This window comes from Acinetobacter sp. YH12254 (assembly GCF_013417415.1).
Classification (GTDB): Bacteria; Pseudomonadota; Gammaproteobacteria; order Pseudomonadales; family Moraxellaceae; genus Acinetobacter; species Acinetobacter pseudolwoffii.
The window spans coordinates 104,152-120,275 of record NZ_VPEB01000005.1; the positions used below are offsets into that span (position 1 = coordinate 104,152).

The window sequence follows — 16,124 nt, forward strand, 5'->3', positions numbered from 1 at the left end:
GATTATTCTGTTAGTTCCTCAACTTCTTCTAAAATGGTTTGTAACAAACGCTCGCAATGCGCATATTGTTGCAGTGATCTGTTCATGTTCAAGACTTCCTGCATCAGCTCAAGTGCCACCATGATAATCAGCTTGCTGGGTTCCATGCGTGGTGCTTTACGACGAAATTCATCGTATTTATCATTCAATAACTGTGCCGCGCGCTCTAATTCTTCCTGCTTGTCAGGAGTAGAGGCCAAACGGAAACTATGCCCCAATACTCTGAGATCAATTGCAATTTGTTCACTCATGATGAGGCTTCCTCAGTTACTTCAGTCGGATGGGCCAGTTGTTGGATTTCTTGTGCATGATGATCCTGCGCAGTGCCGAGAATTGCCAGACGTTGAATAATCGCCTCAACTTTGGCTTTGGCATTTTCATTTTTCTGGGTTAAACGCTCAGATTCCTGATTGAGGCGCTGAATTTCCTGTTGGGCTTGACGCTGTTCGATCAGCATCTTTTCCTTCAAAACCCGCAGTTCATTTCGTTCAGCCAGAATTTCCTGAAAACGGTTTTTCAGATCGGTACAGCTTTTTTCCAGACGGCCATAACGGTCTGCCAGTGCAGTTGCATCATTATTGAGCAGTTGAAACTGGGCACGAGAATCTGTCAGCTGTTCGGTCAGGTGTTCATTTTCTTGTTGTTTTTGCGCAATCACGCTGTTCTTTTGTTCAATTTGCTGTTGATGTTGCACCATGGAAGAGTCTTGCTCTTCGCGCAAACTGGAATTCTCACTTTCAAGCCGTGCGAGTCGCGTTTTTAACACGCCAATCTGCACTTGTAGACGCTGTAATTCTTCTAACATATCGAGGTCGCACAGTGTTGCAAACAGAGGTAATATATAAGCAGTATAGAGATTGGATAAACGAATGCAAGACGATATTTCAGGTTGGACCGAATGGCACCGCAATTTTTCTTCAATTGAGGAAATTTCTAGCCCGAGTGAACTGCATGGTTTGCTGACCGGGATTGTTTGTGTCACCCAGGCACCGAGCAGTGAAGAATGGTTACAGATTTTAGAAACACTGGATGTGCCTGAACTGGATGCCGAAGCATTAGAACTGTTGACTGGCGAAGCTGAAGATGTTTTCCATGCATTGTCTGAAGATGAACTGGATTATTTACCTTTGCTTCCAGATGATGAGCATGTGCTCTCAGAACGTGTGCAGGCATTGGCGGACTGGTGCGCAGGCGTGGTGTTAGGTTTTGGTCTGGCTTCTGGTCATATTCGTCAGGACGAAGTAGAACTGATTGAACATTTACAAGATGTAGCCGCGGTTGAGTTTGAAGAATCAGACGATGATGCCGAAGGTGAAGAAAGCTATCAGGAATTGTATGAATTTGTGCGCCTGATTCCAGTGAGCCTGTCTTTGGGACGTAAGAAAGTGGAGGTTGAGGAAACGCCACTCTTGCAGCAATTGACACAAAAAGTGCAGCCTCAGGTTTCTGCTACAGAGGCGCAAAGCGTGGTCGAAATTTTCTCGCCTAAACGTCCAAGCTAACTAAATAGTTAGCTATGTCATCACACTGCTTGAAATCAGGCATATATTTTGCTGTTTCATTAGAATATATGTTCTGTTTTCAAGAGAATATTTCAATAAAAGCATGAATTGACAAGAAGTAAGGTGTAATGAAGAAATTAACACAAGCTGATTTTCAGGAACGTCGCAGTATTCTCGCAGGGGAAATTGGTTTACGCAGTATTGCGATTATCGCGACCAGTCCGGTGGCGATGCGTAACCGTGATGCAGATTATAAATACCGTGCAGACAGTAGTTTCTTCTATTTAACCGGATTTTCAGAACCTGAAGCTGTGGCTGTGATTGAAACCTTTGACACTGAAGAAGAAGGCTATAGCTATAGTTTATTCTGCCGGGAACGTAACCGGGAAATGGAAATCTGGAATGGCTATCGTGCAGGGATTGATGGGGCGATGCAGGATTATGATGCAGATGAAGCCTATCCGATTGATCTGCTAGATGAAGGAATTCTGGAAAAATTACAAAATAAAGACCAGTTATTTTATCGCATTGGCCACAACGCGGATTTTGATGCACGTGTAGCGAAATGGATTGCGACTGCAAGTGGTGAAAGCCGGCGTGGTACGTCTGCACCTGCTCAAGTGATTCAGCTGGATCGTATTATTGACGAAATGCGTCTGCATAAAGATGACAATGAAATTGAACTGATGCAAATTGCTTCAGATATTTCGGCAGATGCACATACTCAAGCGATGCGAGCAGTACGTCCGGGCATGATGGAATATGCACTCGAAGCCGAGCTGAATTATATTTTCGGCAAGAATGGCGGTGTTCCGGCCTATAACAGTATTGTCGGTGGCGGTGAAAATGCCTGCATCCTGCACTACGTAGAAAATGATAAAGCGCTGAAAGATGGTGATTTGGTGTTGATTGATGCCGCGGCTGAATATCAGCTTTATGCTTCAGATATTACCCGTACCTTTCCAGTGAATGGTAAATTCAGTCCGGAACAGAAAGCCTTGTATAACGTGGTACTGGATGCCCAAATCGCTGCGATCAATGCCGTGCAAATTGGCAACTCCTATAAAGAACCGCACAATGTTGCTGTGCGCATCCTGGTGCAAGGTCTGCTTGATCTTGGCTTGATGCAAGGTGATATCGACGACATTATAGAAAAAGAAGCTTTCCGCCAGTTCTACATGCATGGCACGGGTCACTGGCTTGGTATGGATGTGCATGATGTTGGCGCGTATAAGGTCGATGGTGAATGGCGTCCGTATGAAGAAGGCATGGTGGTCACCGTTGAGCCGGGTGTATATATTGCACCTGATGATGAAACTGTGGATGCAAAATGGCGTGGCATTGGCATCCGGATTGAAGATGATGTCGTGGCCACTGCAAATGGCCCGTTGGTGTTAACCGCGAAAGTCGTGAAAACGGTAGAAGACATTGAAGCATTAATGGCGAAAGCACAGGCTGCTTAATTTTAGAGACATGAAAAGCCGATCCTTAGATCGGCTTTTTTTATGACTGCTCTAATAGATTTGAAGCCAGATCTTTTGAGAGATTGCGCAACGATAGTAAAAAAGATTTCAATTACATTTATCACGAACAAGTCAAATAAAACTCACCCAGTTAAAATTTGCAGCTTAAAAATTGACAGGAATTCAACACAGAAAATCGGTTTTTAGCATCAAAGCTACATATTAAATGCGCTTTGCTTCTCATACTTTCTCTGATCCTTAAATAAACTTAAAGAACAGCAGGAGAAGACTTACGAGACTAAATACGATTGACTGGATTGCTTACGCTTTAACAATTATTGGTGGCATCAATTGGGGTTTAATTGGTGCATTCGACTTTAATTTGGTTGCTGCAATCTTTGGTGATATGACTGCGCTTTCTCGAATTGTTTATGTACTGGTTGGTTTGTCGGCATTGTACCTGATCTATACCGGTACGAAATTAGGAAAAACAGTGCATCACACTGAGCCGCATAGCCGAGTGGTGCGTTAATATGCCAACGATTAATCTATATGACTTACATCCCTACAAGGTTGATTTTAAATAATTAAAATTCGGCTTGAGTGGATGGAATAGTTATCAATAAAACGGAGCTGAGGCTCCGTTTTTATTATGGTGATTTGAGCTAGATGACTGGCTGACAGAGACGGCATTTTGGGTGTTTGGATAGCCATAAAATAGCGGAGTTATGAGGAAAAAACGTCCATAAACAAATGATTTTTTTACCTCCAAGCTGTAGATCTTAGTTCTCCTTAAAAGCTAAGCGACGATTTAAAAAAATAAATGTTGTGCCAATTTTAGTCATACAAAACTATAAATTTAGCTGAAAGTTACAGTTCTTATCTAAAATTTAAGTCTGCATTATTTACTATCATTCTGATTCATTGCATGATCTGAATGAGTCGAAAAATTAATCTTTAAAACTACAAAAGCATATATCTGAATATCTTTGATTCTGAGTAAATAGCCCATGCTCTTAAACGCTCTACCGGTATTTAATCGAAATGTCGCGACTTTAATTGGTCTTTCTGCGGTCATCTTCTGGAGTACGAATGTTGGCTTAATTCGTAGTGTCAGTGAGAGTTTTGGAGCGGTCGCAGGTGCTGCCCTGATTTACAGTGTGGCATCCATTATTTTATTTTTTACCATCGGTCTACCCAAGCTTTCTACTATTCCAAAGCCTTATTTATGGTGGGGAGTCTTTTATTTGTTGCTTATGAATTATGTTTTGCCCTTTCTATTGGTTATGCTCAAAATAGTCGGCAAGCCATTGAAGTAGGGATGATTAATTATCTATGGCCGACTTTTACCTTATTATTTGCAATCATTTTTAACAACGTTAAAGCCAATCTCTTAATTCTTCCTGGTTGCCTATTGGCCTTGGTTGGAATTTGTTGGGTTTTAGGCGGAGATACCGGCTTTGATCTCTTACAAATATGGAGCAATTTGAAAGCTAATCCTCTTAGTTATGGTTTAGCTTTTGCTGCAGCGGTTTTGTGGGCTGCATATTGTTCCGTGACCGTAAAAACTTCTCAAGGTAAAAACTTGGTCACGATATTCTTTGCCCTTGCTGCGGTTGTGCTCTGGATCAAATATTTCCTGATGAATGGAGCAGCGCTTAATTTTACTTATGATAATACCGTCACTTTGATTATGGCAGCCGGAGCTTTAGGTTTGGGATATGGTGCCTGGAATATTGGAATTATTTCTGGAAACATGACATTAATGGCGGGTGCTTCCTATTTTACTCCGGTGTTATCTGCTTTATTTGCAGCATTATTGCTGAGTACGTCTTTGTCTTTTGGTTTTTGGCAGGGTGTGGCAATGGTTACGGCTGGAGCAATTCTGTGCTGGTTGGCCACCCGGAAACAATAAACATCAGAGGCGAGACACGCTATTTCATTATAAAAAAGAATTTTTTTGAGCTAATATAAAATCCATCATGATTATAAGTATCTATTGACTTAGATACGACATTGAAAGGATTACAGCATGCAACAAGAAGTCATCATTGTCGGTGGTGGTATGGTGGGCTTAAGCCTCGCACTGATGTTGGCGAAAACCAATATTGCAGTCAAACTTTTGGAAGCCATCAAATATCCAGATTATGATGATGAACATCTTGCCCCGTATCATTCCAGTTTTGATGCGCGTAACAGTGCCTTGTCGCGCCGTAGTGTACAGATCTATCAGGAACTCGGCCTTTGGGATGCACTACAGCAACATGCCACACCAATTCTGGAAGTCAATATTACCGAACAAGGCAGCTTTGGTAAGGCATGCCTAAAAGCAGAACAGGAAAAAGTCGAAAGTTTCGGTCAGGTGATTGAAAATGCCTGGCTCGGCCGTGTGCTGCTGACCCAAGTGAAACAACAGCCGCTGATTGAACTGATTGATGGTGTACAAGTCACATCGCTGACCCAAGATGCCGATTGTGCTTATATTCAGGCGCAGCGTGGTGAATCTGAGCTGACTTTACAATCTAAACTGGTCATTGCCGCAGACGGTCGTGATTCTTTCTGCCGTAAAGCATTGGGCATTGGTACTTCAGAACACGATTATAATCAGGTCGCGATCGTGACTACAGTACAAACCTCGAAGCCCCATGGTCATGTCGGTTTTGAGCGTTTCAGTCATTTAGGCCCTTTGGCGTTATTGCCATTGCCGGGTGAATATCGCCGTTCCGTTGTCTGGCCGGTAAAAAAAGGCACAGAAGGTGAATGGTTGGGCGATGAAAATGATCAGCATTTTCTTGATGCCTTGCAGGACACTTATGGTGATCGTGCCGGAAAATTCCAGAAAACCGGTCGCCGTTTTAGCTTCCCACTCTCTCAAGTCCTGGCAGAAAAACAGGCCGTTGGCCGTGTGGTATTGATGGGCAATGCTGCCCATACCATCCATCCTGTCGCCGGACAGGGCTTTAACCTGTGTATGCGCGATGCTTATGTGCTTAATCGCTATTTGGCAGAGCAGCTTGAGCAGGGTGCTGATTTAGGCAATGCAGCCATGCTACAGGACTACGAAAAATCACGCCTGAAAGATCAGCAGCGGGTCATTAAATTCTGTGATTCAGTGGTACGCGGTTTTAGTAACCAGAATCCATTCCTCAAACTGATGCGTAACACAGGCTTAATCTGCTTTGAAAATATTCCAGGCATTAAACCTTTGGTTGCGAATTATGCCATGGGATTAAAAGCATGAGCTTAAATCAAAATAACGAAATCTTGGATGTGGTCATTATTGGCGGTGGACTGGTCGGTGGACTGACTGCACTTCTGCTGGCGCAAGGTGGTGTGCAGCCTACAGTTTTAGACGCTGCCCCAATTTTAGATGCAGATAAGGCATTAGGTGTAGCGAATCCACGTGTTTTGGCGCTGAGTCAGGCAACCATTCACCTATTAAAAATAGTCGGTGTATGGGAAAAACTGGCACGTCAGCAGCCTTATACCGGTATGCAGGTCTGGAATAAAAATGGCTATGGTGATATTAATTTCGGCCAGCCTTCAGAAAAAATACCCTCAGTAGAACAGGCCTTAGGTTCGATGGTGGAACCGAGTATCCTGAATCTGGCTATTCAGCAAAAGATGCTTGACGATGTACAGGATTACCGTACCGAAGTTAAAGTCAGCCGGGTAGAACGAGGAGTCGGTGTCTGGATCATTCATCTGGCCGATGGCACACAGCTTAAAACCAAACTGGTGATTGGTGCAGATGGTGCCAACTCCTTTGTCCGTGAGCAAGCTTTCATTGATATTGATGTGCTGGATTACCAACAGGCCGGGATCAGCTGTGCGATTCAAACTGTACAGCCCCATCAGCATATGGCGCGCCAGATTTTTCTGGAAACCGGCCCTCTGGCTTTTTTACCGATGGCCAGCTTAAAAAAAGAAGAGCAGGGACATTGGCAATCCATCGTCTGGACTTTGCCGGATGATTATGCTGAAGAATATGCAGGGTTGTCAGATGCTGACTTTACACAGCTATTGACCCGTGAAAGTCATCATATGCTCGGTGAGGTCGTACAAGCGACACCACGTGCGACTTTTCCATTAAAAGCACGTGCCGCCCAACACTATGTTCAAGATGGTCTGGCTTTGATTGGTGATGCTGCCCATGTGATTCATCCGCTGGCAGGTCAAGGGGTGAATATTGGCTGTCTGGATGCTGCCGTGCTCTGTGATGTATTGCTGCATGATCAGTCACGTGGTGTTTGGGCACATGAGCAAAGCCTGAAGCGTTATGAGCACCGCCGTAAAGGACAAAACGATGCCATGATGCACAGCATGTCTGCGATTGGCTGGATGGAAACGACTTCATTTTTCCCGATGGTTTGGGCACGTAATTTCGGTCTGAAACAGGTAGAAAATCAGCCAATGTTAAAAGATGCATTTATGGCACAGGCCAATGGTCTGAGTTTACTTAAAGACACACGCTATGCAGCTTAACGTTGAAATGTAAATTTTTTAAACAAACATCCATAAAGAGTAACGATTTTGTTTAAAAAAAATACGATTTTTTAATATTTGGTACTAGGCGAATGCCACATAGATTGCTAAATTTCACTTAATTCGACACCTGGCTTTAAATACAAAGCGAGCGCTCATTTTGGGGGAGATGCAAATGACAGACATGAATGATTATGATGACGACGTTGAAGATTCAATCGTTGACGATGATGAAGCAAAAGCAGCTGAAAAAGGCGCAACAGAGAGTACAGAGGTCGTCAATGATAACGATCTTGCAGAAGCTGAAACTTTGACCGTGACTGCAAAGTTAAAGAAGCGTCAGGCACTTGAAGACGAAATTGCGGCTTTTCTCGCAAGTGGCGGCCGTATCGTTGAAGTACCGGCAGATGAGTCAGTAGCTAAAGAATAAGTCATTCCTTGACTTGGATTTATAAAAAAACACCACATCAGTTGTGGTGTTTTTTTGCAAAAATAAAAGTGATAGATAGCTAGAATATTAATCGTTGGCTGATGTCAGTTCTAAAGCACGTTGATAAGCCACTTTCTTTTTGATACCGGTTAAATCTGCTGCCAGTTGTGAAGCTGCTTTGACTGACAGATCCTGTAATAAGCGATTCAATAATTTATCCAGCTTTTCCTGATCCAGATCTTTTTCTTCGGTTGCTCCGCCAATCACCAGAACAATTTCACCTTTTTGCTGATTATGATCATTAGCAATGAATTCGACCAGTTCACCTAAAGTCATTTTCTTGATGGTTTCAAAAGTCTTGGTAATTTCACGCGCGAAGCCAACAGGACGGTCTGCTCCAAATATGCTCGCCATATCTTTAACGCATTCCAGAATCCGGTGCGGTGCTTCATAGAAAATTAAGGTCTGGGTTTCATCTTTGAGTTTTTCCAGATTCAGCAGGCGCTGACTTTGTCTGGATGGCAGAAAGCCTTCAAAACTGAAACGGTCACTCGGCAAGCCGACCGCACTTAAGGCCGCAATCGCAGCACAAGCACCGGGCACAGGAATAACACGGATATTATGCGCTTGAGCAGCCCGAACAAATTTAAAACCAGGATCGCTAATCAGGGGCGTGCCAGCATCACTGATCAGGGCCATATCTTCGCCATTGAGCAGACGCTGGATCAGCTGCTCAATTTTGTTGCTTTCATTATGTTCATGACATGCAGTCAAAGGTGTTTGAATATTAAAGTGTTTAAGCAACTGTGCCGAAGTTCGTGTATCCTCAGCAGCAATCAGACTCACCGACTTCAACACCTGAATTGCACGATAACTAATATCATCTAAGTGCCCGATTGGAGTCGCAACAACAAATAACTGAGCACTCATAGGTTTCTCCATGTGGAATAAATTGAATAATAAAAAATGGAAGATGAAAAATAAAATATTAGGCTTGTGTTTAGTCAGCTGCATCAGCAGCGTTCAAGCAGAAGTGTTGATCATTCTACCCGAATCCGGGCCTTTGGCGCGAGCTGCATCGAGTATCAAACAGGGTTTTCTCAGTGCCTATACCGCTTCAGGACACAAGATTCCGCTGAAATGGGTCAATGCCAATCAGAAAAATATCTCCCAGCTACTTAAACAGCATGTCAATAAAAAGACCAGAATGGTGGTGGGGCCATTGGCACGTAGCGACGTGGAACAACTGCTGAACAGCAAACCCAAAGTACGTACCCTCAGCCTGAATGAAGTGGCTGATGTCTCTCCCAATGTCTGGCAGTTCAGTCTATCCAAGAAAGATGATGCCGCTGCCTTAAAAGCACTTTTATTCAAAGACGGGATTCGGCAACTGCTGATTTTACGCCAGCCGGGCAGTGAAGCGGAGCATGAACTGTTGTTGATGTCCTTGCTGAGCCAGAGTGATCTGAAATTTAAAATCGTAGATAAACCACCACGATTTTTAATGCCCAAGTAGGGATTATTGTTTCTGGGCAATGCAGAATGGATGGCTGTCATGCCTGAATTAAATCGTTCACGGATGTATACCGTAGCCAATGCCATGAGCGAACAGCACAAGCTGCCACAAGGGATCAAGTTTTGTGATGTTCCAGTGCTTTACTTAGCGGATTGGCCGGATGTGCTGCAAGCTTATGCCAAGGAACCGGTTAATCTGTCTTATCAGCGCCTGATTGCTTTTGGCGGCGATGCCTGGCACATCACCCAGCAGTATTTATCTCAGCCGCGGCTGCAAACGATTGAATTTCAGGGCAGAACCGGCCGGATTCAGATCACTGAACACGGTGTCCAGCGTACTCCGCAATGTTTTCAGTACAGTGGCACAGGTGTAAAGCTGCTCTAACAGGGAAAGAGAATAATGCGACAGCAATTAGGTACATGGGCAGAACAGCAAGCCGCCCAACTGATGCAGCAGCAGGGATTTCAATTGCTTACAGCCAATTATCACAGCCGTTATGGTGAACTGGATCTGATTCTGGTACGTGAACAGGAGCTGATCTTTGTTGAAGTCAAAGCTCGTGCACACACCGGATATGCGCAAGCGATCGAGTCGGTGTCGAAAGCAAAACAGGGCAAGATGCTCAAGACGGCAATGTGCTTTATTCAGAAAAATCCACAATTTGCACACTATTACTATCGTTTTGACGTGATTTGTTTTGATTTTAAACAGCAATTTGCAAAAACCCTACAGCATGACTTTTCGCAATACCCTTATGATCTGGAATGGATTGAAAATGCTTTTACTTTTGATCAAGAGTTTATTAATCTGTGAATAAAATAAGGTCTAAAGATGCTTATATTTGCCTCAAGATCATTGTAAAGTTCAAGCAGAGTTGCCATGATCTGAGCTTAAAGACAGATTATTAGATTGAAAAAGACGTAATAAAATGAAGGAGTCTTGCTGAGTGGTTAAGCGTATTGCAATAACAATGCTGTGTGTCGCAAGTTTATCAGGTTGTGCCAGTTTTATTTCTAGCGGCACAGGTACGGCTCCTGTAGGAACTGAGAGTGGGGCGCGTACCTTGGGGCAGGTGTTTATTGATTCCTCGATTGTCCGTACTGCAAAAATTAATCTTTATAAACTAGATTCGCGCTTCAAACAGGCCCGGGTCAATATTGAAAGTTTTCATGGCAATGTCTTGCTGACCGGTCAGGTGCCCGATGCACATCTCAAGCAGCTGGCAGAAGACAATGTCAAATCCATGAGCGATGTCAAAGCGGTACATAATTTTATTACTGTAGGCAACCAGATCAGCTATAGCACCATCATGCAGGATACTGCGGTCACAGCTAATACCCGTGGCCTGATCATGAAAGCCACTGTGGTTGCGGACAGTAAAGTACATGTGCATACTGAAGATGGCGTGCTGTATGTGATGGGACGTTTGAACAGCGCAGAAATTGCTGACCTGAATCAGGTATTGCAGCAAGTGGGCAATGTCACCAAAATTGTGACCCTGATTGATAATGTTGAACAGTCTTCAAATCTGAGCAGTCAGAACTTTGCAGCACCTGCTTATGCACAGCCCGGTATCGAACAGACGCCGGTTGCGATAGATCCTGATACGGTTGAACCAACCGATGCTCCATAAGGTCGGTCATTTTAAAAACCAATTGTCGAATCAGATTCTGGAAGTCCAGCAACGCTATAAAGCATTTAGACTCTATGATTTTGGCAGTTATGCGTTGAATCGTTTAACGCCTAAACAGGGTTACACGATCGAAACTCAGCTGGCTTATGGTCTAAAATCACGGCAACGCTTTGATCTGTTCCGTAGCCAGCAGCCTTTGCCCCATCGCCCCCTGATTGTTTTTGTACATGGCGGCGCGTGGTTGCATGGGGATAAAAAGGATTATCAGTTCATTGGTGAGGCCTTTGCCAAAGAAGGCTATGATGTGGTGGTGATGAATTATCATCTGGCACCACAACATATTTTCCCAGCCTATATTCATGATCTGCATTTATTATTGAACCACTTGCAGCAGTCTGCCGGCCGGTTAGATATCTGTGCTGAAAACCTGGTTTTGATGGGACATTCGGCTGGGGCATTCAATGTCATGTCTGCACTGTATCATCCGCAATCTGCCAGCATTGACCACAGTCTAATCCGTGCGATTATTGGTCTGGCGGGGCCTTATCATTTTGATTATAAAAATGATCCGATTTGTGCTGATGCTTTTGATCAGACGGTGCCATATCAGCAGGTCATGCCTTATTATTTTGTTAAAAATAGCCCAACCCGACATTATCTGTTTATTGCCGAAAAGGACAACATCGTTGGCCATTTTAATAGTCAGGATCTAGATCGGGTATTGCGAGAAAAGGGCAATCATAGCCATTTGATTCATATTCCGAAACTTGGCCATATTACAATCGTAGGTTCATTATCTAGTTTGTTCAGTCGCTATTTCCAGACCAAAGCGCAGGTGCTTTGGGCACTCGAGGATGCATTTAGATCTCGAGACTGATAGCGGGATTTAACCCAGTAGTAAGGCATAAAAAAGAATCCAGGAGATTATCTCCCTTGGATTCTTTTTTTATTGGTTCAGCCAAACTTGAGCTCAATAAGAGCTAGAGCCAGGTCTTGGTATCGTCTGCGACAGCCGTACCTTGAGTCACATGCATAATCATGGCATGGGCAATACTGCCCTTGAACGGAATTTCAGGCAGCTGATCGAATTTAAAGAATCGCGCATCGCTAATTTCTTCTTGCTGTAATTCGATTTCACCCGCGGCATATTCAGCCTTGAAGGCAATCATCAGATTGCTTGGAAACGGCCAGGGCTGGCTGGCCAGATACTGGATATTCTTGAGTTCTAAACCGACTTCTTCCAGCGTTTCACGACGTACTGCCTCTTCCAGCGTTTCGCCTACCTCAACAAAACCGGCAATCAGGCCATACATCTGGCTTTTGGTGTTGCGCGCGTTTTTGGCCAGCAAAATTTCGTCTTCGTTTTTGGTAATGACGGTAATGACACAAGGCTGAACCCGTGGATACTGACGATAATTGCAGGATGGACAGAGCATCGCATGTTCAAGCGGATGTGCTTCGGTGGCCGTACCGCAATGACTACAAAATTTGTGATTCCGGCGCCATTCTAAAAGCTGTACCGCACGGCTGGCCTGTTCGAATTGCTGGGTATTCCAGAACTGTAATAACTGGCGGATGGGTACCAGTTGCAAGCCTGTAGGAATCGGCTCATCGGGAAGCAGGTCACGGGCAATCACTTGATCACCCGTGTGGAGTAACAAATCACTTGCGAGGGCTTCAACCTGTGGAAGCTGAAAATGTTGATCGACCAGCAGTTGCTGCTGCTGAAAAATATAAGCAAGTGATAATTTGGACATTAGGCAACTATTTTGAGTTTTTCACTACTGTCCAATGCTACCTTAAACATAGCCTGTAAAACAGGCTGTTTGTTCTTTAAGTTATCAATCATCATGTCAGCACTCGCCAGCGTATCCAGAGCACGATGAATCTCTTCCGGCGTTAATGCCATTGATAGATCAATACGGTTCTTGATGAATGCTGCAGTGGTGGTGAATGCAGTACGAACATGTTCTGCATTCAGGAACAGCATCGCCCCGCCAATTTCACAGAATTGTACTGGCACAGGTTCGAGTGCAGCCAAGTCCTGATCTTGCAGATAGTTGCTCAGAATCTGGCTGGAAAGCTCGATCAGGGCCTTGGTTTCAGTGAGTAAAGCCGCATGTGCTTCATCCAGGCGGTCCAGAGAAATATTCATGTTGTTGACGCGCAGCTGCAAACGGCTCGAGGTGTGATGACGTTCCAGTACCCCAATCGAGTTCATGGCAGACAGAATCACATTCATCAACTGCTGGGCAAAACCCGGATCTTTCAGGATTTCAGTCTGGCTCAGTGAAGTAGCTTGACGGTTCAGGTCATGATAGGCTTCATTCAGGTTCAATACCTTGAAGATGTTGGCCAGATTATTGAGCTGTGCCTGCAATTCCTGAGTTTTTTCAGGACTCATGTTCTGATAGTTAAACTCGATGTCATTACGAATCTGCGCCATTTCTGTGGTCACCAGTTCGCTAATGGTATGCATGGTTTCAAAGTCTGGACCATACAGGTGGCGACTAAAGACCTGTAACTGCATATCGGTCAGCAGGTCTTCACCAATATTGAGCTGACTGCGGATATGTTGTGCAGTATCATCTTCCTGGCTAATACACAGACTCAGGACATTGGCCAGGTCTGCAAGTGAAGCCTTGAAGCTGTCCGGCGAGCCAAAATATTGTGCCATGTTGCGCTCGATACTCACCAGAGTGCGCAGACGTGGCTCATTAATCAGCAAGTGATCAATATTGCTGAATGCAACGAAAACCAGATTCCAGTACTGTTTGCTGGTGTGCGATTGAGCGAGCCCAGCCAGATAAGCCCCCACCAGTTTAATCGCCTGCAGATCCAGTTCACTTTCTTCCTGCTTAAGCAGCTTGTTCAGGGACAGCTTGTACAGGCGCTGAACATATTTGGATTTTTCCAGACCGGGTGCTTGTGGTAACTGAAAGTCAGGCGTGATCAGATCGAGCAGGGATTCAATATGCTGACCTTCACTGGTGAGCGGTTTACCCAGCGCAATTTCCAGACGGTTCAGGGTGTCGAGCAGGAACTGTGGAATTTTTACTTCACGCAGGCAGATAAATTCGATATAGCGTTTCAGCATGGTGGTGCCTTCACTCAAGGCAATGACGTCCTGCGTATTGACCTGTGCCGGGTTCCCCATAATCTTGCGCATCAGTTCTGCTGAATAATGAGCGACTTTTGCCAGGCTGGACATGTCGATGAGTGCCAGAACTTGGGCACATTGTTCGAACTGATTTAATGCATCATCAATGCCAAAAGGTAAAGTCTGATCTTCTACCAAGGTGCTTACTGCTGATTCGACTAACTTGATCGAGTTATCAACCTCATTTTTTATTATCAGTAAGGCTGTTGGATCAAAATGTATAGAGGTTTGGTAAGACATGGATCTGCACCTTTCCTGAAGTATTATCTATATATGAGCCCCGCTTAAAGCTGCGGAACCTCTTTGTATTTACTATAACTGAAGAACTGTAGTTTTTAACCTAAAGCATGCTCGGAAATGTAGATTTTATTTCGAGAAAAGGCAAGCAGTTCCATGTTTTTCTTCGAATTGTTTGATCCATTTCTCATGTTCCTGCAATTCTTGTTCTGAGGGGAGAATCACCGGCAGTTCAATTTCAACTCTGGCCATGCCTGAACGGTTGTTCTGATCGTCAGAATGAGACAAAGCATCGATATCAAAAGATACCTGTCCACCGGTCATCGCCAGATAAACATCAGACAGGATTTCCGCATCGAGCAAGGCACCGTGGAACGTACGGTCACGCTTTGGAATCTCGTAGCGGCGCACTAAGGCATCCAGCGAGTTTTTCTGCCCCGGATGCTTGGACTTGGCCATTGCCAGGGTATCGGTTACTTCACAAACTTCGGACAGGGCTTTAAAACTTGCCCGTTTGAATTCCATATCCAGGAAGTTCATATCGAAGCTGGCGTTATGCGCGATAATTTCGGCACCGTGCAAATAGTCAAACAATACTTGAGAGATTTCCTCAAATAACGGTTTGTCTTGCAGGAACTCATCGGTAATGCCGTGGACATTGACCGAGTCGCCGACCGGTGTTTTCGGATTGATATAGATATGAATCGAGCTGCCGGTCAGTTTGCGGTTGATCATTTCCAGCGCGCCAACTTCAATAATCCGGTCACCATCCTGATAATAAAAACCGGTGGTTTCGGTATCCAGAATCAATTGTCGCGGGCCATGCAATTGTAAGGTTGCGGGGGTAATCACAATCTGGGGATGTAGTTGCGAACTATTGGCAACGGTTGCATCCACCTCTTGAAGCGCTGGATCACTTTGCTCGGTGTCGGCAACTTCATTCAATTCAATGATTTCTTCTTCCTGCATATCGTCCAGCTCTTCTTCGCTCTCGGCCAGATCCAGACCAAAAGGATCATCTAGCAGCCAGTCGGGTTCAGATTTTTTTTTATCTTCAGATATTGAAGGGCTTTGCTTGGATTTTTTCAGGGTTTCATCGGCGCCCTGATTGGCCAGCTGATCGGCCATTTCATTGCCGGCATGCCCGGCGTGACCCTTGATCCAGTGCCATTCAATCTCTCGTCCCTGACAGACTGCATCCAGTTTTTGCCACAGGTCAGGGTTTTTGACGTCTTTCCAGTTTTTCTTTTTCCAGCCGTGAATCCATTCGGTAATGCCTTGTTTGACATAATTGGAATCGGTATAGATCACCAGCTTATCCTGTTTGTCACAGAATAGAATGCCTTCGATGGCAGCTGTCAATTCCATGCGGTTATTGGTGGTATGGTCTTCACCGCCACAGATTTTGTGTTCTTGCTGGCCGTTAATAATGTACGCACCCCAACCGCCTAAACCCGGGTTGCCGCGACAAGCGCCATCAACATAAAGTGTGATAGTGTGTGACATAAATTAAAATCCGATCAAAAGAGAACACGCTGGAAGGCTTATTGTATAGCGCAAATGCAGTCGATCAATCTCTATGTCCCGGATTTTTTAATTTCTTGTAACATTTAACGTGAAATCACGGTAAATTATTGCCTTGTGTCTGCAACATGCTTC

General features: G+C 44.5%; 15 protein-coding genes and 2 pseudogenes. 11 read left to right on the top strand and 6 right to left on the bottom strand.

The genetic code is table 11. The features are described 5' to 3' along the window. Positions 1–2: 2 nt before the first annotated feature. Positions 3–290, bottom strand: coding sequence for a cell division protein ZapA (locus FTV29_RS04955; protein ID WP_004279505.1), 288 nt, complete (start codon positions 288–290; stop codon positions 3–5). Further along, positions 287–844, bottom strand: a complete 558-nt coding sequence (locus FTV29_RS04960; RefSeq protein WP_005096351.1) for a hypothetical protein — start codon at positions 842–844, stop codon at positions 287–289. The genes FTV29_RS04955 and FTV29_RS04960 overlap by 4 nt, the downstream gene beginning before the upstream one ends. Positions 845–908: 64 nt before the next feature. On the opposite strand from FTV29_RS04960, the gene FTV29_RS04965 reads away from it, so the two are divergent. From FTV29_RS04965 to FTV29_RS04995, 7 genes and pseudogenes are all read left to right on the top strand, one after another. Then, a complete protein-coding gene (locus tag FTV29_RS04965) occupies positions 909–1,541 on the top strand; it encodes a UPF0149 family protein (RefSeq protein ID WP_159138035.1) in 633 nt (210 codons plus the stop codon). A gap of 128 nt (positions 1,542–1,669) precedes the next feature. Next, positions 1,670–3,004, top strand: a complete 1,335-nt coding sequence (gene pepP / locus FTV29_RS04970) for a Xaa-Pro aminopeptidase (RefSeq protein ID WP_005096353.1) — start codon at positions 1,670–1,672, stop codon at positions 3,002–3,004. A 262-nt stretch (positions 3,005–3,266) separates the two neighbouring features. Beyond that, positions 3,267–3,536 carry a DUF378 domain-containing protein gene (locus tag FTV29_RS04975; RefSeq protein WP_159138069.1) on the top strand — a complete coding sequence of 90 codons (270 nt, stop codon included), beginning with the start codon at positions 3,267–3,269 and terminating at the stop codon, positions 3,534–3,536. 478 nt (positions 3,537–4,014) lie between these two features. After that, positions 4,015–4,919: pseudogene (yddG, locus tag FTV29_RS04980) on the top strand (aromatic amino acid DMT transporter YddG). Between the two features lie 117 nt (positions 4,920–5,036). Next, a complete protein-coding gene (gene ubiH, locus FTV29_RS04985) occupies positions 5,037–6,245 on the top strand; it encodes a 2-octaprenyl-6-methoxyphenyl hydroxylase (RefSeq protein ID WP_005096358.1) in 1,209 nt (402 codons plus the stop codon). Further along, complete coding sequence (locus FTV29_RS04990) at positions 6,242–7,489, top strand: FAD-dependent monooxygenase (protein ID WP_180075205.1); 1,248 nt, start codon at positions 6,242–6,244, stop codon at positions 7,487–7,489. The genes ubiH and FTV29_RS04990 overlap by 4 nt, the downstream gene beginning before the upstream one ends. 175 nt (positions 7,490–7,664) lie before the next feature. Then, positions 7,665–7,919, top strand: a complete 255-nt coding sequence (locus tag FTV29_RS04995) for a hypothetical protein (protein WP_005171865.1) — start codon at positions 7,665–7,667, stop codon at positions 7,917–7,919. Between the two features lie 87 nt (positions 7,920–8,006). Here the strand turns inward: FTV29_RS04995 and rsmI are convergent, their stop codons facing one another. Further along, positions 8,007–8,849: a 16S rRNA (cytidine(1402)-2'-O)-methyltransferase gene (gene rsmI, locus FTV29_RS05000; protein ID WP_005096362.1), complete on the bottom strand. Its 843-nt coding sequence runs from the start codon at positions 8,847–8,849 to the stop codon at positions 8,007–8,009. A gap of 10 nt (positions 8,850–8,859) precedes the next feature. Between rsmI and FTV29_RS05005 the strand changes: the two are divergent. The 4 genes and pseudogenes from FTV29_RS05005 (at position 8,860) to FTV29_RS05020 (ending at position 11,945) form a co-directional block, all read left to right on the top strand. Continuing rightward, positions 8,860–9,819 (top strand): annotated as a pseudogene (locus tag FTV29_RS05005) (penicillin-binding protein activator). 15 nt (positions 9,820–9,834) lie between these two features. Then, a complete protein-coding gene (locus FTV29_RS05010; RefSeq protein WP_005096365.1) occupies positions 9,835–10,248 on the top strand; it encodes a YraN family protein in 414 nt (137 codons plus the stop codon). A gap of 133 nt (positions 10,249–10,381) precedes the next feature. Next, entirely contained in the window at positions 10,382–11,068 is a 687-nt protein-coding gene (locus FTV29_RS05015; protein WP_005096366.1) for a BON domain-containing protein, read from the top strand. Further along, a complete protein-coding gene (locus FTV29_RS05020; protein WP_100328783.1) occupies positions 11,058–11,945 on the top strand; it encodes an alpha/beta hydrolase in 888 nt (295 codons plus the stop codon). Before FTV29_RS05015 ends, FTV29_RS05020 begins: the two co-directional genes overlap by 11 nt. A gap of 103 nt (positions 11,946–12,048) precedes the next feature. On the opposite strand, the gene nudC is transcribed toward FTV29_RS05020, so the two are convergent. The 3 genes from nudC to dnaQ all read right to left on the bottom strand — a co-directional run bounded on the left by nudC (position 12,049) and on the right by dnaQ (position 15,971). Further along, positions 12,049–12,825 (bottom strand): NAD(+) diphosphatase, encoded by a 777-nt coding sequence (nudC, locus tag FTV29_RS05025; protein WP_159138031.1) that lies wholly within the window; start codon positions 12,823–12,825, stop codon positions 12,049–12,051. Beyond that, positions 12,825–14,468, bottom strand: a complete 1,644-nt coding sequence (locus tag FTV29_RS05030; RefSeq protein WP_005096371.1) for a hypothetical protein — start codon at positions 14,466–14,468, stop codon at positions 12,825–12,827. Before FTV29_RS05030 ends, nudC begins: the two co-directional genes overlap by 1 nt. Positions 14,469–14,594: 126 nt before the next feature. Beyond that, positions 14,595–15,971, bottom strand: coding sequence for a DNA polymerase III subunit epsilon (gene dnaQ / locus FTV29_RS05035; protein WP_159138030.1), 1,377 nt, complete (start codon positions 15,969–15,971; stop codon positions 14,595–14,597). Positions 15,972–16,124 lie beyond the last annotated feature (153 nt).